Origin of the sequence: Phenylobacterium sp. (genome assembly GCF_004299445.1) — a bacterium.
Classification (GTDB): domain Bacteria; phylum Pseudomonadota; class Alphaproteobacteria; order Caulobacterales; family Caulobacteraceae; genus Phenylobacterium.
The window spans coordinates 14,601-34,121 of sequence record NZ_SCTC01000052.1 but is presented as its reverse complement, the minus strand read 5'-3'; the positions used below and the strand labels follow the sequence as shown (position 1 = coordinate 34,121).

Below are 19,521 nucleotides of genomic sequence, written 5' to 3'. Positions count from 1 at the left end.
GGGAGGGGAGAGGCGTGTCCCTGTCCTCAGAACTTCACCCTCGCGCCGACGTAGGCCGCCCGCCCGTCGGTCGGGAAGGCGAAGACCTCATAGTAGTCATCCGACAGCAGGTTCTCGACCCGCGCATAGACCTCGACGTGGTCGTCGATGTCGTAGCTGGCCGCGACGTTCACCAGGGTGAAGGACGGCAGCACCACCTTACCGGCATTGGCGCCGGTCGCCGGCTTCACATCTGGCAGCGAAGCCGGGAAGGGCGCGGCGATCCCGGAGAAGTTCGAATCCAGCTGGCGGCCATTGTAGCGGACGTTGAGGTTCAGCGTGGCGCGGCCGTCCAGCGGTCTCCAGGTCAGGTTGGCGCTACCGATGTGGGGCGCTCGCCGGATCTCCTCCAGCCCGTTCTCCTTGGCCGACAGGTCGGTGTAGCTGCCGGAAAGCGTCAGGCTCTCCACGATCCGGACGTCGCCGTAGAGCTCGACGCCGTGCTGCTTGGACTTGAACTCGCGGTTGCACGCCGTGCTGGCGTTGGCGGGCGGGGCTGGGCAGGTCGTGGGTCGGCCCGCGCCGCCGAAGTAGGTGAAGATCTCGTCGTCCAGCCGGGCGTCGAAGTAGGTGGCGCCCAGCCGCACGCGGCCGTCCGCGAACGACAGGTCGGCTCCGACCTCCCAGCTCCGCGACGTCTCGGGCTTGAGGTTGGGGTTGCCACGGAAGGGGAACGGCCCCGTGGCGTTGAACCCGAACAGCTCGGTCTGAGACGGGTTCTTGATGCCCGTTCCGGCCGCCGCACGCAGGCGGATCATGTCGTTGAACCGGTAGAAGGCGTGCGCCTTCCACGTCGTGGCGTCGGCGAAGAAGTCGTTGGCGTCGTGGCGCACCGCCCCGCCCAAGCCAGCGTTGTCGCCGATCTCCAGGTCGTACTGCGCCACCAGCCCGGTGTTCTCGATCGAGCGGCGCGTGGTGTCGGCTCCGGCGCTGGGCGGCGAGGTGTTCTGGTAGGTCTCCTTCTCCCAGTCGGCCGCGCCTGTCAGGCGATGGACGAGGTCTCCAGTCTCGACCCGCCAGGTTGTGGCGTACGAGGCCTTGGTGCGGACGCCCTCGTTGCCACTGCTTCGACGATTGGCGCTATAGCCGTTGCGCTCGGCGTCGAGCCCCTGGATCGACAGACTGTGTGTCCAGGCGCCCTCCAGCAGCTTCAGGTCCGCGCCGCCGAACCAGAACAGGCTGACCGCGTCGGAATAGCTGCCGAAGCTGTCCACCTGGCCGCGACCGAAGCTGGAGCTGTTCGTCTCGGCGTGGGTGTTGGTGTAGCGGACAACGCCGCGCAGGCGCAGTGCGTCGCTGACGTCATAGGCTGCTTTCGCCCCGAAATTCTCAAGCTCTGAACCTACCTTGCGGCGACCACCCGGCAGGGTCTGCATGACGTAGCCATCGGTGGTTTGCACGTCGGCGTTCAGCACGAGGTCCAGCGGTCCCAGAACTACGCCATACCGGGCCGCGCCGCCGAACGTGCGGTGCGAGCCGGCCTCGACGCGGATGCGGCCCCCCGGCTGCTCGGCCGCCGTGGGGGTGATGTAGTTGATGACGCCGGCGATGGCGTCCGAGCCGTAGAGCGCGCTCTGCGGCCCGCGCAGGATCTCGATGCGGGCGACGTCGTCGCTCAGCAGCTGGCCGAAGTCGTATTCGCCCTGGAAGGGGTCGGCGGCCTCGATGCCGTCGATCAGGGTCAGGACGTGGTTGCCCTCTGCGCCGCGCACCCGAACGGCGGTCAGGCCGCCGATGGCGCCGGTGCGGCTGACGGCGAAGCCGGGCACATCGCGCAGCACGTCCGAGACCAGGCGCACCTGACGGTCCTGCATCTGCTCGGGCGTGATGACGGTGACCGATGCGCCGACCTTCGCCGCATCGACGCCCTCTGGAGAACGCGTGCCGGTGACGATGACGCCCTCGACGCCCCCATCATCGACCTCGGCGGCCCAGGCGGGCTGGGGGATCAACAGCGCCGCGACAGCGGCGCCCAGGAAGTATTTCGTGGCCATGCGAAGGGCCCTCTCTGTCTGCGTCCTTGCGACAGGGCGGAGGGCCTCCTTCAGCGCGGGACCCGCGCAGAGGTCGACGGATCGGCGGACGTGGACGCATGCGCGGGCCGTCCGATCGATCGAAACGGCCCTCGCCGTTTCTCGTCGTCGCCCTGACGGAGATCCGCGCCCTGGAGGTCCACTGCCCCAAAGCTCGAGCGACACGCGCCGACCGGTTTCCTGGCTCGCGGGTCATCACGGCATGCGCCCTACCTTCCCAGGCCCGAGGGCCCAGTGGCTGGCGGGGAAGACTCCGCCCGGCGCACGCGCTCACCGCTCACAGTTGCAGGGACAGCCGCAGATCGGGGCGAACCCCTACTGCGTTCCCGATTAAGCCCGAAGGCTTCGGCGCGCATTGCAACGCGGCCAAGCGAACCCGCCCACGTCACGCGGCGCCTATTGCGCCGCTCCGGCCGCAAAGTCCATGGGCGGGCGGGCCGTTTATTCCCTTGGGGAACCCGCGATCAGCGCCCGCACGGTGGCCTCGACGACGGCCTGGGCGCGGTGCGGCGTCAGGCCTTGCTGGTTGCGGAGACGGGCCCAGCCTTCGAAGCTGAGGAGGAGATCCAGAGCCTCGACGCGGTCGCGGTCGCGCGCCAGTTCGCCCGGTAGTTCGGCTTCCAGGATCGATCGCTGCTCGGCCACCAGCTTGACGTAGTCGGTGCCCAGGAACTTGGACCGGTGCTGGAACGCGTCAGCGGCGCGCTTGTAGGGGGACATCTTCTCGTAGGCGAGCGCGAAGCGGCCCGCGCGTTCAAGCAGTCGATCCTGCCAGGTCGCGCCGGTGAGCGGACGCTCCAGCACCGCGCGCACCTCGGCGCCAACGACCGCGGCGATCTCGCGATACAGGCTGTCCATGTCCTGGAAATGGCGAAAGACCGTGCGAAGGCCGACGTCCGCGCGAGCGGCCACCTGCTCGGCGCTGGGGGCGATTTCGCCGCCGTGCACGATCTCCATCATCGCCGCCACGATCCGGGCGCGGTTGTCCTGTCCGCGACGGCGGCGGCCATCGGCGATGTCGAGGATGGGGGCAGATTCGATGGGACGAGTCATTGTCGGTGAGTCTCGCGCGTCGGCGACGCAACTGTCGAGGGCCTGGGTTGACGCGGACATATAGTGACACGCATACTGTCACTATATTCAGGAGGTTTCCATGGACGTTCTGCGCACACCCGACGCCCGGTTCGAGGGGCTGCCCGACTGGCCCTATGCGCCGTGCTATCACGAGGTGACGGATGCGGACGGCACGCGCCTGCGCATGCACTATGTGGACGAGGGTCCGCGCGATGCGGCGCCGGTGCTGCTCATGCACGGCGAGCCGTCCTGGGCCTATCTCTACAGGCATATCATCGCGGGACTGGTCGCCAAGGGACATCGAGTCCTGGCGCCTGACCTCATCGGCTTCGGCCGTTCCGACAAGCCGGCCAGCCGCAATGACTACACCTACGAGCGGCACGTCGACTGGATGAGCCAGTGGCTGAAGGGGCTGGACCTGAACGGCCTCACGCTCTTCTGCCAGGATTGGGGCGGGCTGATTGGCCTGCGGCTCGTGGCGGCGTTCCCAGAGCGGTTCGCGGGCGTCGTGGCGGGCAACACCTTCCTGCCGGTCGGCGGCGGCATGACCGACGGCTTCAAGGCCTGGCTCGATTTCAGCCAGCGCGTTCCGGAACTGCCGGTGGGGTTCATCGTCAACGGCGGATCGGGTCGCAACCTGACCGACGCCGAGGTCGCCGCCTATGACGCGCCGTTCCCGGACGAGAGCTACAAGGAAGGCGCGCGGCAGTTTCCGGCCCTGGTGCCGGTCACGCCCGAACACGCCTCCGTGGCCGAGAACAAGGCCGCCTGGGAGGTGCTGGAGCGCTTCGACAAGCCGTTCGTCACCGCTTTCAGCGACGGCGATGCGGTGACCCGCGGCATGGACGTCCCGCTGCAGGAGCGGATTCCAGGCGCGAAGGGCCAGCCGCACGTGACGCTGAGCGGCGGACATTTTCTGCAGGAAGACAGTCCGCAGGGGATCGTGGACGTCATCGACGCCCTGATCCGCCGGCGCGGCTAGGCCCGTTCAGATCAGGCGCAACGGCCTGATCTGACGAAATAGGCTCTCAATCAAATGCTTGAGGCGTTTCGGCGCGGGGCGCCCATTTCCTTGCCGCGCGCTCTAGGAGAGGGACGAGGATGAAGGTCGAAAATGCGGTGATGCCGTCGCCCGAGCAGGCGATGGGCTTCTTCGGGATGGAGGAAGATGGTCCGTTCGTGATGGTCAACCTGCTGCGCTTCAAGGAGAAGGCCGAATACGCGGACGGCTCGGACAGCCATCTGACCGGCGCCGAAGCCTACGCCCGCTACGGCGAGGAAGTGCGCAAGCTGGTCGAGGGGCTGGGTGGCAAGATCCGCTACCAGGGCCGGGTCGCCGGGCTGCTGCTGGGCGAGGTGGAAGACCTGTGGGACGTGGTGGCGCTGGCCGAGTACCCGTCGTTGGCGGCGTTCCGGGAGATGGCGATGTCTCCGGCGATGCACGCGATCGAGCACCATCGGAAGGCGGGGTTGGCGGGCCAGCTCAACATCCGCACCAAGCCGGGCGAGGGCTTCTAGCAAAACCGCAGAACGGTTTGCGAAATCGCTGATTGGCTGGGCGGCGCGGCGTCGGCATGTAGCGCGCCTGTCCGATCAAGAGAGTGAGTTCGTCGTTTGCGTCTGTTGCCACTTGCCATCGCCCTGAGCCTGTTCGCGGTTCCCGCCGCCGCCCAGAACACGTCCCAGCAGATGCTGGACCTGGCCCGCCAGCTGCGCGCGCAGGCCGCGCAGATGAAGGATCAGCTGCCGCCCGAGGACGTCGCCGACCTGATCAGCCAGGCCGAGCAGATCGAGAAAGACGTGCGCGAGGGCGGCTTCTCGGTCCCAGTGGCGAAAGAGCCGGTGAGCGTGTCCAAGCGCATCGCAGACGCGCACCAGGGCCGGCTCGACTGGCTGGACGGCGAGGCTGCCTGCGTCGGCTACGGTTGGGAGAACCACAAGCGGTTCGTCTCGAACTACGGCGATCCTGAGCGCGACCGGCTGTGCCGAACGGCCTTCGCCCACTACGAAACCTACTTTCTGACCGCCCGCAATGGCGCTGGCTCGGCCACGACCGATCCACTCCTGGAGGCCTACGACCACGCGGCCCAGGCGGCCGTAGACTACTACGCGCGGAAGGGTCGCTAGCGGGAGCTATCTGGTCCGCAGCGACAGCGCCAGGAACACCGCGGCCAGGACCACGGTGACGGGGCTGGCGTAGTGCTCGGGAGGGTGGTGCGGGCCGGGTTTCAGCACCCAGGCCTGCAGGGTCATCAGGCCGCGCTCCAGGATCAGCAGCGCCAGAAACAGCGGCGTCAGCGGACGATAGCGCAGGGCTACGGCCAGCATGGCGAAGCCCAGCGCCAGCTGGGTCGCGCCCTCCCAGGCGAAGACGCTGACGACCAGGTCGCGCTTGTCGCCCATGTCCAGGCCCGCGATCACCCCGGCCCCGCCGTCGGGCAGGAAGCTGTGGATCAGCCCCGGGACGATGGTGAGCACCGCCGCCAGGGTCAGGAACCAGGCGGCCGAGCGGGCGCCGCGATAGTCTGCGTTCGTCGAGGGGGGCAGCAACATCGTCAGTTGTCCCAGAGGATGTATTCGTCGCCGGGCTTGTGCGTGCGCCCGCCGGGCGCGTCGATGTAGACCGGCCCCTGCAGCAGGGACGGCCAGATCGGCTTGGCGCTCTCGGCATCCTGCGCCTTCAGCAGCGCCTTGAGACGCGCGACGACCGCAGGTTGGGCGGCCGACAGATCCTTCTTCTCCAGCGGATCGGTGGCGAGGTCGTGCAGCCACACCTTGTTCTGGGCTTCGCTGACCTGCAGCTTCCAGTCGCCTGCGCGAACGGCCTTGTACTGGCCCGAGCGCCAGTAGAGGGCCTCGTGCGGGCGGCCCTGCGCCTTGCCGGTGACGAAGGGCGTCAGGTCGACCCCGTCGATCTTGCGGTCGGTGGGGATCGCGGCGCCCGCGGCCCCGGCGGCTGTGGAGAAGATGTCCACGTGTCCCACGGGCGGGGCATAGCGGGTGCCGGCCGCGATCTTCTGCGGCCAGCGCATCAGGAACGGCGCGTGGATGCCGCCCTCGAAGAACGTCGCCTTGAAGCCGCGATAGGGCCGGTTCACCTCGGGCAGGCCGATGTAGGCGGCGCCGCCGTTGTCGGTGGTGAAGATCACGAGCGTGTTCTGATCGAGGCCCTCGTCCTTAAGCGTCTTCAGGATGCGGGCGACGTTGTCGTCGAGGTTCTTGGCCATAGCGCCATAGACGCGCAGGCGGTGATCCTTGATGCCGGGTAGGGCGTCGTAGTCGCTCTTCTTGGCCTGCAGCGGCGTATGGATGGCGTTGGGCGCGAAGTAGAGGAAGAAGGGCCGGTTCTTGTTGGCCTTGATCGCCTTCACGGCCTCGTCGGCCAGATAGTCGGTCATATAGCCCTTGGGCTCGAACATCGGCGAGCCGTTGAACTGCACCGCATAGGGCAGGTTGGGCCACAGGAAGCGATCGATCGGGTCCCAGTCCTGCTTGGCGTTGACGACGTTGGGGTCTTTCTCGGGCAGGAACATCGCGCCGCCGGCGATGAAGCCGAGGCTCTCATCGAAGCCCTGATCCTCGGGCCGCGAGCCCTTCTTTCCGCCCAGGTGCCACTTGCCCAGGTGGACCGTGTGGTAACCGCGGGTCTTGAGCACCTCGGCCAGGGTGATTTCGGTGGCGGGCACGCTCAGCACATTGACCGCCTGCGGGCTGCGCTCGGTGCTGCCGGGCGGCATGTCAGCCAGCCGTTCCTTGAAGAACTTCGGCTTCACGGTCGAGCCAGGCTCGGCTTCGGTGCCGACGAGGCGCTGGAAGGCGACCGGGGCGGGGGTGAACTCGAAGCCGAAGCGGGTGGCGTTTCGGCCCGTCAGCAGGGAGGCGCGCGAGGGGGCGCAGGTGGCGTTAGCCGTATAGCCGTTGTCGAAGATCGCACCGTCGTGGCCGATGGAATCGATCGCCGGCGTCTTCACCATGCCGCCGGCGACGCCGCCGCCGTTCAGGCTGATGTCGTTGTAGCCCAGGTCGTCCGCCAGGATCAGGATCACGTTCGGGGGCCGCTCGCCGGTCGGCGGCGTCGCAGGCCCCGCGGCCCAGGTCACGGGCCGGTTGGGCTCCACAGGCGGCAACTGGGCGCGGGCCGCCATCGAAAGGAGCGTCGTGCGGTTCATGTAGGCGAGGCCCCCGGCCGCCGCCAAGGTGATCGCGCCGGCCGCCAGCCAGGTGCGCAGCTTCATGTGGTCCCTCCCGCGCCGTCCGGCGTCTGGTTTGAGGAACATATATAGTGACACTATGCGTGTCGATAGTTTGCGTTACTCACCGTGTGGGCGGCAGGCTTGATGGTCCGAAAACGGTGTGAGCGCGCTCTAAGCCACCGGGAGCGTAACCCGGGCGATCAGGCCTTTGGCGGCGGGGATGAGTTGGACGTCGCCGCCGTGGGCGCGGGCGGTGGAGCGGGCGATGGGCAGGCCCAGACCCATGCCGCCGTCGTCGAGATTCCGTGCGGCGTCCACGCGATAGAAGGGCAGGAACGCCTTCTCGCGCTCCTCGGCCGAGAGGCCGGGACCGTTATCGATGACGTCGACAAAGGCGTGGTTGTCGTCCCGGCTGACCCGCAGACGCGCCTGGCCCGCATGTTTCACCGCGTTGTCGACCAGGTTCACGAACAGGCGCTGCAACGCCACGGGGTCGCCCTCGACGGTGACCGGCTGGCCGGCCAGGATTTCGACGTCGCCGCCGACCAAAGCTGCGTCATCGACCACACATTCCACCAGCGACAGGAGGTCCAGCTTCTCGCGGGTGCGCGGCGTCGACTCGTCGCGGATGAAGGTGAGCACGCCCTGGATCATCTGCTCCATCTGGGTGACGTCAGAGAGCACGCTGTCGCGCACCTTGGGGTCGGCGCCCTCCAGCTTGAAGCGGATGCGTGAGAGCGGCGTGCGCAGGTCGTGGCTGATGGCGCCGAGCGTGGCGGTGCGGTCGTCGATGTAGCGGCGCAACCGGGCCTGCATATTGTTGAAGGCGTCGGCCGCGGCGCCGATCTCCGCGGGCCCGGCGAGGGTGACGGGCGGAGCGTGAGGATCGCGGCCCAGGCGCTCGGCCGCCTCGGAGAAGCGCTTCAGCGGCGCGGTGATCCGGCGGGCGAACAACAGGCCTGCGGGCGCCACGACGACGAAGCCGGCCAGAAGAATCAGAGATGCGCGCTTCTGCCAGTCGGTAGGAAACGGCTCGAGGCTGGAGCGCACCACCGTCCATTGGCCGTCGGGCCGGCGCAGAGCGGCGGTGAAGTCGCCCAGCACCATCTCGCGCGGCCCAATGGCGTGGTCCAGATCGCGGAAGGCCGTCGCTCCCGGCGGCGGCGGAACATGGACCCGGTCGGGGCCAGGAGGCGGGGGTGGGGGCGGCTCGGACGCATCCGGGGCGCGCCCTTCGCGGTGCGCGATCACGAACTGGCGAACGCCGCGCTCGGGGCGAAAGAGGCGCTCCACCGCCGACGGCGGCGTCGAGGCGAAACGGACGTCCTCGCGCGGTCTGCCCAGGGTGGTCGCCAGCGCCTCCGTCATGCGACCCGACCGGCGGTGGCCCGGTGGACCGCCTTCATGGGCCCGGATCGTGGGGGGCGTCGCCGAAACCGTCCGCAGCATGGGTCGACCGAAGCGGCTGTCCAGCGATCCCCCTTGCAGGGCGCTCGCAATCTCGCTCAGCCGATAGATCGGCGGTCGGGGCGGCGGCAGCAGCGCGATCGCGACGAACACCAGGATGTGCGTCGCCGCCAGGCAGGCCAGAATAAGCAGGACGAGCTGCAGGCCGATCGACAGCCGGGGCCCGCCGGTCCCGCGGCTCATCGCGAAGGGGCGATCATGGGCGGGTGACCGCCACGTCGAACATGTAGCCGGCGCCGCGGACCGTCTTGATGATCTCGCCCTCCGAGCAAGCGTGCAGCTTGCGGCGCAGGCGGCTGATCTGCACGTCGACGGCCCGGTCGAAGACATCGCTCTCGTTGCCGCGGGCGATATCCAGCAGCTGGTCGCGCGAAAGAATCCGCTGCGGGTGGTCGAGGAACGCCGACAGCAGCGAGAACTCGCCCGAGGTCAGGAGGATCGTGGTGCCGTTGGGCGCGCGCAGTTGGCGGCGCAGCACGTCCACCATGAATCCCTGGAACTGATAGCCCTTGCCGCGCTTGGGCGCGCCGCCACGGGCCTCCTCGAGTCTCCGAAACACGGCGCGCACGCGCGCGAGGAGCTCGCGTGGGCTGCACGGCTTGGCCAGATAGTCGTCGGCGCCGAGTTCCAGCCCCAACACCCGATCGATCTCCTCGCCCATCGCGCTGACCATGATGATCGCGGGTCCGCCGTCGGCCGAGAGCCGACGGCAGATCGACAGGCCGTCCTCCCCGGGCAGCATCAGGTCCAACACCACGAGGTCGATAGGAGCGGCGCTGAGCGCCATGTCCATCGCCTTGGCGTCGGCGGCGGCATGCACCTGGAACCCGTGCTCGGTGAGGTAGGCGACGATCTGCGCGCGCAGCTCGGTGTCGTCGTCGACCACCAGGATGTGGCGCGCGGGCAGAACCGAAGGCGCAAGTGTCATGGCGGGTCCTCTCGCCGTGAACTGTGGCGCCGTCATAGCGACTTCGCCACATTCACGCAGGCTGACCGATCAGCGCGGGCCATCGTCATCCGGACCGCCTGGGCCGTGACGACGCATGATCATGATGCCCGGGCCGCCGTGGCCGCCCCTCATGTGATCACCCGGACCGCCGTGCATCATCATGCGTCGACCGCCCGGACCGCCGGGGCCATGGCCTTTCAGGCGATGGAGAGCGTCGAACACCTTCTGCTGCTCGGGCGACAGGGCTGCGTAGAACTTGGCCAGGGCGTCGCGCGACGCCTTCTGACGTTCTGCCATCTCGGTTTCGACCTTGGCCATCTCTTCCAGGCGCTGGGGCGTGGTCAGCGAGGCCGGGTCGGGCATGCGGCGGGTGAACATCTTCGGCTCGTGCGCGGCCAGGAAGGCCGCCAGGGCGGGCTCCTGGTCGGGGCGCAGGCGCAGGACGATCTTCAGGTCCTCCATATGCTGCTTCGCCATCGCTTCGTGATGCGCCTTCATCTCGGCGGGGGGCGCGGCGGGCGGACCGGGCGGCTGAGCCACGGCGGCGGTCGCGAACAGCGCGGGCGCCAACGCCAGGATCATGCGTCGCTTCATGGGACGGAACTCCTTCTTCTTGATGTCCGCCACCCTGACACGGCCGTTCAAGTCCCTGATGGCCGCGGGCGCGGCGCCATTGAAATGTTCACGCAACAGCGGCCCACACAAAACCGCCTCCCGATACCTTTTCGGTCACCGCTGCGCCCTATCCCTGCCACACCGGACCTCCAGGTTGAGCTTGTTGCAGCGACGCGGGCATCCCCTCCCCCAGTCCGCCTCCTGCCACCGGCGTCCGCCAAAGGGCGTTCGGAACGCGGCTCCCCCTATCCCCCACCGGGGGAGCCGCCATTCCGCCGGGATCGATGGCCTGACGAGGGCGTCCGTTTCGCCCGGCCAGGTCGTCTGTTGGACTTGCGCCGCGGACTGCGGGCGACCGCCAGGCACACTTTGGAGGGCACGTTAACCCCGGCGTTGCGGAGTTCGCGGGCATGTCTCGCCGGTCACTCGCCGCACGGGCGAGTTGCATTGCGTGCGCCTTCGCAATTGGCTTAACAGTAGATTCCGAAGGCACAGGTTCGCGGCACGCGTCTTGCACGTGTGGGCGAAGTTGGCCCGTGTGGGGATAAGAACGTGTTTCAAGCGCTTACAAAATCTGTCCGAAGCGGGCCCGTGTTGGGCATGCTGAAGGCTGCGGTCCCGGCGGTCGCGCTGGCGTTTGGCGCGCTCACGATGGCGCCGGCGGCTCATGCTGCGACCTACGTCTTCGACGACGGCGAGATGTACAGCTACCGGACGGTCAGGCTGTCGGGCAGCGGCTTTACGACCGTGACGGTCAAGGCGGCTCCGGTTCTGTTCGACGGCTACATCAAGGGCACGCCGAACGAGCCGTTCGAGAACCTCGTGGCCTTCTGCGTCGACGTCTATCACTCGATCTCGCTGGCGGACTACAAGCCCGACCTGACCTACACCGACGACATCGAGCTTGAGCACAACTCCCACTGGGACCCGAACAAGCGCGACTATCTCTCGGACGACGAGATCGTGCAGATCGGCAAGCTGGTGAACTACGGCACCGAGGTCTGGTACAACCACAACATCAGCACCACCGCGAAGACCAACGAACTGGCCAGCGTCCAGGGCGCGATCTGGAAGGTTGTCAGCGGCCTGACGGTGACGGCCACGGGCAACACCACCAGCATCAACAATATTCTCAACACCCGTATCGCGGCGCTGTCGAACGCCAGCACCTACACGAGCGCGTTCACCTACGCCGAGGGGCCGGTCTACTCCAGCATCAAGCTGCTGACGCCGTTCAAGGACGGCAAGTACCCCAAGCAGTACCCGCACAAGGATCTGACCCAGTCGTTCGCCATCGGCGACGCGGTGCCGGAGCCCGGGACGTGGGTGATGATGATCGGCGGTTTCGGCCTCGCCGGCGCGATGCTCCGTCGCCATCGCCAACAATTCCTAGCCGTGAAGATCAACAGCTGATCGGCCAACCGACGAACGCTTTTCGCAGCCCCGGACCCCTGGTCCGGGGCTGTTTTCGTTTGTGGGCCTACGCTCAGCGGAAGACGTGGATACCGCCCGAACCGCCGCCGGGCGCCTCGGCGAGGCCGCGGATCTCGAGGCTGGCCTGCCGCGCGCCGCAAACGCAGCGCAGGCGGTGTTCCAGGTCGTGCAGCGTCTGTCGGCTAAGACCCTGGGCCAGCCAGGGGCGCGGATCGACCGCCGCCTCGCGCCCGCAGCCGCAGCGCGCCCAGAGGCTGGACCTAGCCGCCGTAGCCCAACCCAGTCGGGCCTCGCCATAGGTCCAGTCACGGGTCAGTTGTTGTCTGCTTCCGTCCGCCATCTTGGTGACTCCCTGACATGAACAAAAGCAGAACTTTTGGGCCGTGACCACTCCATAGCGGATGTTTTTTTGAGTCGCCTCAACCCGTCCGAGTTGTCCCCGGAATTGTGGGCTTTGGGGCGGCTAGACCTTCTCGCTGATCTTGATGGCCGCGCGGCAGCCGGCGCCGATAATGGCCGACAGCAGGCGATAGCCGGGCGCCTCGCGCGCGCCTTCCTCCACCGCCTGATCGCGGTGCGCCAGTTCCTCGTCGCGGAACTGGGCGAGTTCGGCGGCCAGGTCGGGATCGCGCTGAGCGAGTTCCGCGATCTGGTCGGCGTAGTGCCCCTCGATCACCGTTTCGACGGCTTCGGTGCAGGCGTGCGCCGCCTTTTCGCCCATCAGCGCCGTGCCGGCACCCAAGGCGAATCCGGCCAGCCGCCAGACGGGCGTCAGCACCGTGGGCCGCACCCGGCGCTCCGTCAGCAGCTTGTCGAATCGGGCCAGGTGCTCGGCCTCCTGGGCCTCCAGCTCGGCGAAGTGTCCCGCGAGCTTCGTCTGGCCGGACGAGGCCCCCATCACAGCGCGCTGTCCGCGATAGATCTGCACGGCGGCAAGCTCGCCCGCGTGATCCACGCGCAGGATCTCGGCCATTCGCGCCGCCTGGGCGCCACGGCCTGGGCGCGGTGGAATGGGCTTGCTCATCGCTTGCTCCGCTCGCGGATCGCCGCCACGGCGCTCAGGCCGGCCAGGCCCAGTGAGATCAATGCATTCCAGCCCGCCATGGACAGCCCGGCGAAGACCCATGGGGCCTCGTCGCAGGCCGGCGGCCGGATCTTCGCGTCCAGCGCCGCCGATAGATTCGTCAGGTCCAGACCGCCGCCCGCCGAGGCGCACGCCTGCGGTCCGGGCCAGAACTTCCACTCGGCGCCGGCGTGATAGACCGCCAGGCCGCAGCCTACGAGGAACGCCAGCCCCAGCACCCAGCAGGTGGCTTCGCGCCACCGCGGCCCACCGGGCAGGCGCACGACGACCATGAACACCGCGCCCAGGCCCAGGATGGTCCAGTAGACCTCGCGTTGGCGCAGACAGAGCGTGCAGGGCGCATAGCCGCCGAACGTCTCGAAGGCGTGCGCCGTCGCCAGCATGGCGGCGGCGACCAGGACGGCGACAAGCCGCCAGCGGTCGAGGAAGGGGCGAAGCACGTTCGTCATCGGCCCGCTCTTATGGCCTAAGGCGCAGCGTTAGAAAATGAACTTGAGCGCCACGATGCCGCCGACCAGCAGCACCAGCAGGATGACGCTGTAGAGGTTCAGCCGACGCTCGAACTCCTTCAGCATGGCCTCACCGAAGTATTTTAGGATCGCGGCTACCGCGAAGAAGCGGAACCCGCGGGTCAGGATCGAGGCCCACACGAAGGTGAAGAGATCGAACCGGGCCAGACCCGCGGTGATGGTCACCAGCTTGTAGGGGATCGGGGTGGCCCCCTTTATCAGGATCACCGCCAGCCCGTACTGGTCGAACCAGCGCTTGAACTCGGCCTCGCCCTCGGGGTGGCCGAAGATCTTTAGGATGGTTTGGCCCAGCGGCTCCAGCCAAACGCCGATCGCGTAGCCCAGCAGCCCCCCGGCCACGGAGGCCAGCGTGCAGATCCCCGCGTAGATGAACGCTTTGTCCCGCCGCGCCAGCACCATCGGCGCCAGCATCACGTCGGGCGGGATCGGAAAGAAGGAACTCTCGGCGAACGAGATCGCAGCCAGTGAGGTCGGGGCATGGCGCGAGGCGGCCAAGCCCATCACCCACTCATACATCTTTCGAAACATGCCGGTCCCAACGCGAGAAATGTGGAGCCTGCCTAGCAGCGCCCGAGGCGAATGTCGCGTGGAGCGTCAGCTCGCACCCCTTGGCGCACACATCCACGCGCGCCTTCACGCCCACGGGCTATCGCTATATAGTTTCATATGATACTACATCGGTATCCCTGGACCGGAGACCGTCATGAGCGTGCAAGCCCCCCAAAAGACCGGCGAGCCCCGGGACCTGTTCGACAATCCGCTGGGAACCGACGGCTTCGAGTTCGTGGAGTTCACCTCGCCTGAGCCCGAGCGGCTGAAGGACCTCTTCGAGAAGATGGGCTTCACGGCCGTGGCCAGGCATCGCTCCAAGAACGTGCTGCGCTTCCGCCAGGGCGACATCAACTTCATCCTGAACATGGAGCCCCAGGGCCAGGCGGCCGACTTCCGCGAGGCGCACGGCCCCTCGGCCAACGCCATGGCCTTTCGTGTCCGCGACGCCGCAAAGGCCTTCAAGCTGGCCGTCGAGCGCGGTGCGAAGCCGGTACAGGGTCCGGTGGGCCCGATGGAGCTCAACATCCCGGCCATCGAGGGGATCGGCGGCTCGAACCTCTATCTGGTCGACCGCTACGGCGCGCAGGAGATCTACGACGTCGACTTCCTGCCGATCGAAGGCGCCGAGGAAGCGCGGGCCGGGAACGAGGTGGGTCTAACCTACCTCGACCACCTGACCCACAACGTCCATCGCGGCCAGATGGCCAAGTGGGCCGAGTTCTACGAGCGCATCTTCAATTTCCGGGAGATCCGCTACTTCGACATCGAGGGCAAGCAGACGGCGCTGATCTCGAAGGCGATGACCAGCCCGGACGGCAAGATCCGCATCCCGCTGAACGAAAGCCAGGACGAGCACTCGCAGATCGAGGAATTCCTCAAGGACTACAAGGGCGAGGGCATCCAGCACATCGCGCTGGGCACGGGCGACATCTACGAGTCGGTCGAGACGATGCGCGACCGGGGCGTGAAGTTCCAGGACACCATCGACACCTACTTCGACGGCATCGACGCGCGCCTGCCGGGCCACGGCGAGGACGTGGAGCGGCTGCGCGCCGACCGCATCCTGATCGACGGCGCGCCCAGCGAGGGCCAAGGCCTGCTGCTGCAGATCTTCACCGAAAACATGGTCGGCCCGATCTTCTTCGAGATGATCCAACGCAAGGGCAACGAGGGCTTCGGGGAGGGCAACTTCAAGGCCTTGTTCGAGAGCATCGAACTGGATCAGATCCGTCGGGGCGTGCTGCCCGCGAAGGACTGAGCCATGCCGCAACCGACGCAGCCGAAGTGGGCCCTGGTCGCCCACGGCGGCGCGGGCGCGATTGTGCGGGGCGACCTGACGCCTGAGCAGGAGGCGGTCTACCGCGAGGCCATGGCCACGGCGGCGAACGCCGGGGCCGCGGTGCTGCGGGCGGGCGGCTCGGCGATGGACGCTGTGGAGGCGGCGATCCGGGTCCTCGAAGATGATCCCCTGTTCAACGCGGGCCGCGGCGCGGCCTTCACCGCCGAGGGGCGCAACGAGCTGGACGCCTCCATCATGGACGGCCGAAACCTGGCGGCAGGCGCGGTCGCGGGCCTGACCACCACGCGCCATCCGATCTCGGCGGCGCGGGCGGTGATCGAGGGTTCGACCCATGTGCTGCTGGGCGGGGAGGGCGCCGACGCCTTCGCCCGCAGCCAGGGGCTGGAGCAGGTGGAGCCGGGCTACTTCTTCACCGAGGAGCGGTGGCGGAGCCTGGAGAAGGCGCTGGGCAAGTTGGGGCTGGCGGTTCCGCCCAAGCCCGCCGGCGCCGCGCCGCCCTCCGGCAAGGCGGCGCTGGTTCACGAGGAAGGCAAGTACGGCACGGTGGGCGTCGTGGCCCGCGACCACCGTGGCGATGTGGCCGCCGGCACCTCCACCGGCGGCACGAACGCCAAGCGCTGGGGGCGAGTGGGCGACAGCCCTCTGATCGGCGCCGGAACCTATGCGTCCAACACCGCGTGCGCGGTCTCGTGCACCGGGGCGGGCGAGTACTTCATCCGCCTGGGCGTGGCGCATCGGATCTGCGACCTGGTCGAGCACGCGGGCCTGACGCTGCAGGCGGCCTGCGACCGGGTGGTGCAGCACCAGCTGACCGCCCTGGGCGGGGCGGGTGGCGTGATCGCTGTGGCGCCCGACGGCGCCATGGCCTGGAGTTTCAACACCTCGGGCATGTACCGGGCCCGCGTCGCCGACGGCGAGCCGCTGGCCGTGAGCATCTACAAGGACGAGATCTGACATGGCGAAGGGCGACTGGATTCCCGTTCGGGGCGCGCAGGGAGAGCACTCACGCCAGGCGCACGCCGACCTGCCCGAGGGCGCCTACGAGCGCGAGATGAGCAAGGAGGGCTTCTTCGGCCCCGCCGCCTTCCTCTATCACCCTCGGCCACCGACCGGCTGGACCAGCTTCGAGGGCCCGCTGCGCCCCCGCGCCTTCGACCTCGCCCGGCTGAACGCCGCCGACCCGTCACCGTGGGCCGCGGGTGTCATCCTGCAGAACGCGGCCACCGAAATGCGCTTCTGGAAGCCGGCGACGCCCATGCCGGCGCTGGCGCGCAACGCCGACGGCGACCAGCTGCTGTTCGTCCATCAGGGCGTCGGAGACCTGTTCTGCGATTTCGGCCGGATCGCCTACCGCGCCGGCGACTACCTGTACCTGCCGCGCGGCACGATGTGGCGTCTGACGCCGTCCGAGCCGACGGCGATCCTGATGATCCAGGCCACCAACACCCATTTCCGGCTGCCGGATCGCGGCCTGATGGGCCCGCATGCCCTTTTTGACCCGGCCATCCTCGACACGCCGGAGATGGATGACGTCTTCCGCGCCCATCAGGCCGAGGCGGGCGACGTCCGGGTCGAGGTGAAGAAGCGCGGTCAGGTCTCGACCGTGACCTATCCGTACAACCCGCTGGACGCCGTGGGCTGGCATGGCGAGCTCGCGCCCGTGCGGCTGAACGTGAAGGACATTCGCCCGGTGGTGAGCCACCGCTACCACCTGCCGCCGTCGGTGCATTCGACCTTCGTCTCGGACCGGTTCGTCGTCTGCACCTTTGCGCCGCGCCCGTTCGAGACCGATCCGGGGGCGTTGAAGATCCCCTTCTTCCACAACAACGACGACTACGACGAGGTGCTGTTCTACCACGCAGGCGATTTCTTCAGCCGCGACCATATCGAAGCGGGCATGATGACGTTCCACCCGTCGGGCTTCACCCATGGCCCGCACCCGAAGGCGCTGAAGAACATGCTCAGCCAACCGAAGCCGGCCACGGACGAGTACGCGGTGATGATCGACACCCGCGACCCGCTGGACGTGGGCGAGGCGGCGGCTGCGGTGGAGAACCCGGCCTACGTCGATAGCTGGAAGAGCGCGTGAGCCTGCAGGACGACCTGATGGACGCCGCGGTCGACGAGTTGGACCGCGCCATGACCCTGGGCTGGCGCGACCTGGCCGCCAGTACGCCATGGGGCGACACGTTCGAAGGCTTCACACCGGACGGCCGCGATGTCTGTTTCGAGCGCGCCTACATGTGGGAGCATGACGCGGGCGGTGACATCCGTGTCGAAGTGAGAGTGTATGAGCCTCGGTCCTACGAGGACGGGGTCACGGTGACCCGGGTGATCACGAAGGAGAGCGCATGAAGCTGGCGTCGTTGAAGGGGGGCCGGGACGGCCGCCTGGTGGTGGTCTCGAACGACCTCGCCTGGTACTCGCCGGCCGACCGGATCGCGCTGACGCTGCAGGCGGCGCTGGACGACTGGGAGCGCTGCGAGCCCGAGCTGCGCGGCCTGGCAGAGAGCCTGGAGCACGGCTCGGTGCCAAAGGCGCGGTTCCATGAGCATGACGCCATGAGCCCGTTGCCGCGCGCCTACCAGTGGGCGGACGGCTCGGCCTATGTGAACCATGTAGCCCTGGTGCGGCAGGCCCGCTCCGCCGACATGCCCGAGAGCTTCTGGACCGATCCCTTAATGTACCAGGGCGGCTCGGACGGCTTCCTGGGCCCGCGCGACCCGATTCCGCTGAAGGACGAGGCCTGGGGCTGCGACATGGAGGGCGAGATCGCCGTCGTCACCGGCGACGTGCCGATGGGCGTGACGCGCGAGGAGGCGCTGGAGCACATCCGTCTGGTCATGCTCTGCAACGACGTCAGCCTGCGCAACCTGATCCCCGGCGAGCTCGCCAAGAGCTTTGGCTTCTTCCAGTCCAAGCCCGCGTCGGCGTTCTCTCCGGTGGCGGTGACTCCTGACGCGCTGCCGAACTTCAAGGACGGCAAGCTGCATGGGAAGCTGGAGGTCGAGCTGAACGGCAAGCCGCTGGGCGAGGCCGACGCCGGCGTCGACATGACCTTCGACTTCGGCACGCTGATCGCGCACGCCGCCAGGACCCGGAACCTCGCGGCCGGGACCATCATCGGTTCAGGCACGGTCTCGAACCGCGATGATGACGGCGGTCCGGGCAAGCCAATCGACCAGGGCGGGCTGGGTTATTCGTGCCTGGCCGAGGTGCGAACCGTCGAGACGCTGCTCGGCGGCAAGCCGGTGACGCCCTTCATGAAGCACGGCGACACCGTGCGCATCCAGATGGTCGACGCCCGGCGCCACTCGATCTTCGGCGCCATCGAACAGCAGGTCGCTCCGGCATGAGCCTGCTGCGCTCCGGCGGGCGGGGTCCCCAGGGCGCCGCGCAGGACGGCCTCACCCTGCACAGCGTCGAGGCCGAAGGCGGGCTGAAACTGGACGCCTATCTGCCTTACCGCCTGTCGGTGGCGTCGAACGCCGTGTCCGGCCTGATCGCGCGGGCCTACGAGGACCGCTTTGGCCTGACCGTCCCGCAATGGCGGCTGATCTGTGTGCTGGCGGAAGACGGCGGCATGACTCAGGTGCAGATCGTCGCGCGTACGGTGATGGACAAGGTCACGGTCAGCCGCGCCGCTCAGGGACTGGTGAAGCGCCGCCTGATCAAGCGGGCGGAGAACAAGACCGACGGCCGCAGCCATGTGCTGACCCTGACGCCAGAGGGCAGGAGCCTGCATTCCGAGATCGCGCCGCTGGCGTTGGCCTATGAGGCGGCGCTGATCGCGGGCCTCTCGCCCGAGGACGTCACGCTGCTCAAGCGTCTGCTGACCCGGCTGCAGGCTGCCGCGGGACAGCTATCGGGCGAAGGTGAGCCGCCGAAGATCCCGGGCTAGGCCGCGAGCGCGTCTTCCATGCGGACGCCCCAGCGGTGCGAGCCTTCGCCGAACGGCAGGTGGAAGCCGTAGGCCGCTCGCTTGCGCTCGTCGCGCCACGTCTGCTCGAACGAGACGATGACCTCGAGCTGCAACTCCTCGGGGATCTGACGGACATCGTGGCCGAGATTTCGGGCCACCTGCTCAATCACGATCGATCGGTGCGCTTCGCCGCCGAGCGAAAGGAGGGCCTCGCGGACGCGCTTGCACAGGGTCTTCTTGACCTTGATCGGCCTTTTCCCCGTGGGCGCGTCCCGGGCGATTTCCAGCTGGTTCTGCATGGCGGACACAGCTTTCCCCCCACTCCTTTA

Annotated in this window: 22 protein-coding genes and 1 riboswitch; of the genes, 10 read left to right on the top strand and 12 right to left on the bottom strand. The window is 68.0% G+C overall.

Annotation, left to right across the window (positions count from 1 at the left end; all coding sequences use genetic code 11):
* Window positions 1–26 precede the first annotated feature (26 nt).
* Together EPN98_RS14255 and EPN98_RS14250 are read right to left on the bottom strand one after the other, a co-directional pair.
* The gene (locus EPN98_RS14255) at window positions 27–2,033 is read right to left on the bottom strand and encodes a TonB-dependent receptor (RefSeq protein WP_293363495.1); all 2,007 of its coding nucleotides are present in this window, start codon (window positions 2,031–2,033) and stop codon (window positions 27–29) included.
* Between the two features lie 191 nt (window positions 2,034–2,224).
* Window positions 2,225–2,437: riboswitch (cobalamin riboswitch) on the bottom strand.
* A gap of 76 nt (window positions 2,438–2,513) precedes the next feature.
* Complete coding sequence (locus tag EPN98_RS14250; protein WP_293363493.1) at window positions 2,514–3,125, bottom strand: TetR family transcriptional regulator; 612 nt, start codon at window positions 3,123–3,125, stop codon at window positions 2,514–2,516.
* A 100-nt stretch (window positions 3,126–3,225) separates the two neighbouring features.
* On the opposite strand from EPN98_RS14250, the gene EPN98_RS14245 reads away from it, so the two are divergent.
* The 3 genes from EPN98_RS14245 (at window position 3,226) to EPN98_RS14235 (ending at window position 5,273) form a co-directional block, all read left to right on the top strand.
* Complete coding sequence (locus EPN98_RS14245) at window positions 3,226–4,128, top strand: haloalkane dehalogenase (RefSeq protein ID WP_293363492.1); 903 nt, start codon at window positions 3,226–3,228, stop codon at window positions 4,126–4,128.
* A 119-nt stretch (window positions 4,129–4,247) separates the two neighbouring features.
* A complete protein-coding gene (locus EPN98_RS14240) occupies window positions 4,248–4,664 on the top strand; it encodes a DUF1330 domain-containing protein (RefSeq protein ID WP_293363491.1) in 417 nt (138 codons plus the stop codon).
* Between the two features lie 96 nt (window positions 4,665–4,760).
* Window positions 4,761–5,273, top strand: a complete 513-nt coding sequence (locus EPN98_RS14235) for a hypothetical protein (RefSeq protein WP_293363489.1) — start codon at window positions 4,761–4,763, stop codon at window positions 5,271–5,273.
* Between the two features lie 6 nt (window positions 5,274–5,279).
* On the opposite strand, the gene EPN98_RS14230 is transcribed toward EPN98_RS14235, so the two are convergent.
* The 5 genes from EPN98_RS14230 to EPN98_RS14210 all read right to left on the bottom strand — a co-directional run bounded on the left by EPN98_RS14230 (window position 5,280) and on the right by EPN98_RS14210 (window position 10,349).
* A complete protein-coding gene (locus EPN98_RS14230) occupies window positions 5,280–5,699 on the bottom strand; it encodes a hypothetical protein (protein WP_293363488.1) in 420 nt (139 codons plus the stop codon).
* Between the two features lie 2 nt (window positions 5,700–5,701).
* Entirely contained in the window at window positions 5,702–7,381 is a 1,680-nt protein-coding gene (locus EPN98_RS14225; protein WP_293363487.1) for a sulfatase-like hydrolase/transferase, read from the bottom strand.
* A gap of 129 nt (window positions 7,382–7,510) precedes the next feature.
* Window positions 7,511–8,989: a HAMP domain-containing sensor histidine kinase gene (locus EPN98_RS14220; RefSeq protein WP_293363486.1), complete on the bottom strand. Its 1,479-nt coding sequence runs from the start codon at window positions 8,987–8,989 to the stop codon at window positions 7,511–7,513.
* Window positions 8,990–9,002: 13 nt separating this feature from the next.
* Window positions 9,003–9,734, bottom strand: coding sequence for a response regulator (locus EPN98_RS14215; protein WP_293363485.1), 732 nt, complete (start codon window positions 9,732–9,734; stop codon window positions 9,003–9,005).
* Window positions 9,735–9,803: 69 nt separating this feature from the next.
* Window positions 9,804–10,349 (bottom strand): Spy/CpxP family protein refolding chaperone, encoded by a 546-nt coding sequence (locus EPN98_RS14210; protein ID WP_293363484.1) that lies wholly within the window; start codon window positions 10,347–10,349, stop codon window positions 9,804–9,806.
* A 621-nt stretch (window positions 10,350–10,970) separates the two neighbouring features.
* On the opposite strand from EPN98_RS14210, the gene EPN98_RS14205 reads away from it, so the two are divergent.
* A complete protein-coding gene (locus EPN98_RS14205; RefSeq protein WP_293363541.1) occupies window positions 10,971–11,783 on the top strand; it encodes a PEPxxWA-CTERM sorting domain-containing protein in 813 nt (270 codons plus the stop codon).
* A 73-nt stretch (window positions 11,784–11,856) separates the two neighbouring features.
* Here EPN98_RS14205 and EPN98_RS14200 read toward each other — a convergent pair whose 3' ends face one another.
* The 4 genes from EPN98_RS14200 to EPN98_RS14185 form a co-directional block, all read right to left on the bottom strand.
* The gene (locus tag EPN98_RS14200) at window positions 11,857–12,144 is read right to left on the bottom strand and encodes a hypothetical protein (protein ID WP_293363483.1); all 288 of its coding nucleotides are present in this window, start codon (window positions 12,142–12,144) and stop codon (window positions 11,857–11,859) included.
* 123 nt (window positions 12,145–12,267) lie between these two features.
* Window positions 12,268–12,828, bottom strand: coding sequence for a demethoxyubiquinone hydroxylase family protein (locus EPN98_RS14195; RefSeq protein ID WP_293363482.1), 561 nt, complete (start codon window positions 12,826–12,828; stop codon window positions 12,268–12,270).
* Window positions 12,825–13,337, bottom strand: coding sequence for a disulfide bond formation protein B (locus EPN98_RS14190; protein ID WP_293363481.1), 513 nt, complete (start codon window positions 13,335–13,337; stop codon window positions 12,825–12,827). The genes EPN98_RS14195 and EPN98_RS14190 overlap by 4 nt, the downstream gene beginning before the upstream one ends.
* Before the next feature lie 30 nt (window positions 13,338–13,367).
* Complete coding sequence (locus tag EPN98_RS14185; RefSeq protein ID WP_293363480.1) at window positions 13,368–13,946, bottom strand: YqaA family protein; 579 nt, start codon at window positions 13,944–13,946, stop codon at window positions 13,368–13,370.
* Window positions 13,947–14,121: 175 nt separating this feature from the next.
* On the opposite strand from EPN98_RS14185, the gene hppD reads away from it, so the two are divergent.
* Genes hppD through EPN98_RS14155 form a run of 6 tightly spaced genes read left to right on the top strand, consistent with a single transcriptional unit; the run spans window position 14,122 to window position 19,171 of the window.
* A complete protein-coding gene (gene hppD, locus EPN98_RS14180; RefSeq protein WP_293363478.1) occupies window positions 14,122–15,228 on the top strand; it encodes a 4-hydroxyphenylpyruvate dioxygenase in 1,107 nt (368 codons plus the stop codon).
* Between the two features lie 3 nt (window positions 15,229–15,231).
* A complete protein-coding gene (locus EPN98_RS14175; protein WP_293363477.1) occupies window positions 15,232–16,224 on the top strand; it encodes an isoaspartyl peptidase/L-asparaginase family protein in 993 nt (330 codons plus the stop codon).
* Between the two features lies 1 nt (window position 16,225).
* Window positions 16,226–17,359, top strand: coding sequence for a homogentisate 1,2-dioxygenase (locus EPN98_RS14170; protein WP_293363475.1), 1,134 nt, complete (start codon window positions 16,226–16,228; stop codon window positions 17,357–17,359).
* A complete protein-coding gene (locus EPN98_RS14165) occupies window positions 17,356–17,625 on the top strand; it encodes a hypothetical protein (protein WP_293363474.1) in 270 nt (89 codons plus the stop codon). Before EPN98_RS14170 ends, EPN98_RS14165 begins: the two co-directional genes overlap by 4 nt.
* Window positions 17,622–18,626, top strand: coding sequence for a fumarylacetoacetate hydrolase family protein (locus EPN98_RS14160; protein ID WP_293363472.1), 1,005 nt, complete (start codon window positions 17,622–17,624; stop codon window positions 18,624–18,626). Before EPN98_RS14165 ends, EPN98_RS14160 begins: the two co-directional genes overlap by 4 nt.
* Window positions 18,623–19,171: a MarR family winged helix-turn-helix transcriptional regulator gene (locus tag EPN98_RS14155; protein WP_293363471.1), complete on the top strand. Its 549-nt coding sequence runs from the start codon at window positions 18,623–18,625 to the stop codon at window positions 19,169–19,171. The genes EPN98_RS14160 and EPN98_RS14155 overlap by 4 nt, the downstream gene beginning before the upstream one ends.
* On the opposite strand, the gene EPN98_RS14150 is transcribed toward EPN98_RS14155, so the two are convergent.
* Window positions 19,168–19,491, bottom strand: coding sequence for a hypothetical protein (locus tag EPN98_RS14150; protein ID WP_293363470.1), 324 nt, complete (start codon window positions 19,489–19,491; stop codon window positions 19,168–19,170). The genes EPN98_RS14155 and EPN98_RS14150 overlap by 4 nt on opposite strands.
* Between the last annotated feature and the right edge of the window lie 30 nt (window positions 19,492–19,521).

Bases quoted from the DNA above. Each gene is read 5' to 3' on its own strand.
- EPN98_RS14255 (WP_293363495.1), bottom strand. From the start codon at position 2,033: ATGGCCACGAAATACTTCCTGGGCGCCGCTGTCGCGGCGCTGTTGATC.
- EPN98_RS14250 (WP_293363493.1), bottom strand. From the start codon at position 3,125: ATGACTCGTCCCATCGAATCTGCCCCCATCCTCGACATCGCCGATGGC.
- EPN98_RS14245 (WP_293363492.1), top strand. From the start codon at position 3,226: ATGGACGTTCTGCGCACACCCGACGCCCGGTTCGAGGGGCTGCCCGAC.
- EPN98_RS14240 (WP_293363491.1), top strand. From the start codon at position 4,248: ATGAAGGTCGAAAATGCGGTGATGCCGTCGCCCGAGCAGGCGATGGGC.
- EPN98_RS14230 (WP_293363488.1), bottom strand. From the start codon at position 5,699: ATGTTGCTGCCCCCCTCGACGAACGCAGACTATCGCGGCGCCCGCTCG.
- EPN98_RS14225 (WP_293363487.1), bottom strand. From the start codon at position 7,381: ATGAAGCTGCGCACCTGGCTGGCGGCCGGCGCGATCACCTTGGCGGCG.
- EPN98_RS14220 (WP_293363486.1), bottom strand. From the start codon at position 8,989: ATGAGCCGCGGGACCGGCGGGCCCCGGCTGTCGATCGGCCTGCAGCTC.
- EPN98_RS14215 (WP_293363485.1), bottom strand. From the start codon at position 9,734: ATGACACTTGCGCCTTCGGTTCTGCCCGCGCGCCACATCCTGGTGGTC.
- EPN98_RS14210 (WP_293363484.1), bottom strand. From the start codon at position 10,349: ATGAAGCGACGCATGATCCTGGCGTTGGCGCCCGCGCTGTTCGCGACC.
- EPN98_RS14205 (WP_293363541.1), top strand. From the start codon at position 10,971: ATGCTGAAGGCTGCGGTCCCGGCGGTCGCGCTGGCGTTTGGCGCGCTC.
- EPN98_RS14200 (WP_293363483.1), bottom strand. From the start codon at position 12,144: ATGGCGGACGGAAGCAGACAACAACTGACCCGTGACTGGACCTATGGC.
- EPN98_RS14195 (WP_293363482.1), bottom strand. From the start codon at position 12,828: ATGAGCAAGCCCATTCCACCGCGCCCAGGCCGTGGCGCCCAGGCGGCG.
- EPN98_RS14190 (WP_293363481.1), bottom strand. From the start codon at position 13,337: ATGACGAACGTGCTTCGCCCCTTCCTCGACCGCTGGCGGCTTGTCGCC.
- EPN98_RS14185 (WP_293363480.1), bottom strand. From the start codon at position 13,946: ATGTTTCGAAAGATGTATGAGTGGGTGATGGGCTTGGCCGCCTCGCGC.
- hppD (WP_293363478.1), top strand. From the start codon at position 14,122: ATGAGCGTGCAAGCCCCCCAAAAGACCGGCGAGCCCCGGGACCTGTTC.
- EPN98_RS14175 (WP_293363477.1), top strand. From the start codon at position 15,232: ATGCCGCAACCGACGCAGCCGAAGTGGGCCCTGGTCGCCCACGGCGGC.
- EPN98_RS14170 (WP_293363475.1), top strand. From the start codon at position 16,226: ATGGCGAAGGGCGACTGGATTCCCGTTCGGGGCGCGCAGGGAGAGCAC.
- EPN98_RS14160 (WP_293363472.1), top strand. From the start codon at position 17,622: ATGAAGCTGGCGTCGTTGAAGGGGGGCCGGGACGGCCGCCTGGTGGTG.
- EPN98_RS14155 (WP_293363471.1), top strand. From the start codon at position 18,623: ATGAGCCTGCTGCGCTCCGGCGGGCGGGGTCCCCAGGGCGCCGCGCAG.
- EPN98_RS14150 (WP_293363470.1), bottom strand. From the start codon at position 19,491: ATGCAGAACCAGCTGGAAATCGCCCGGGACGCGCCCACGGGGAAAAGG.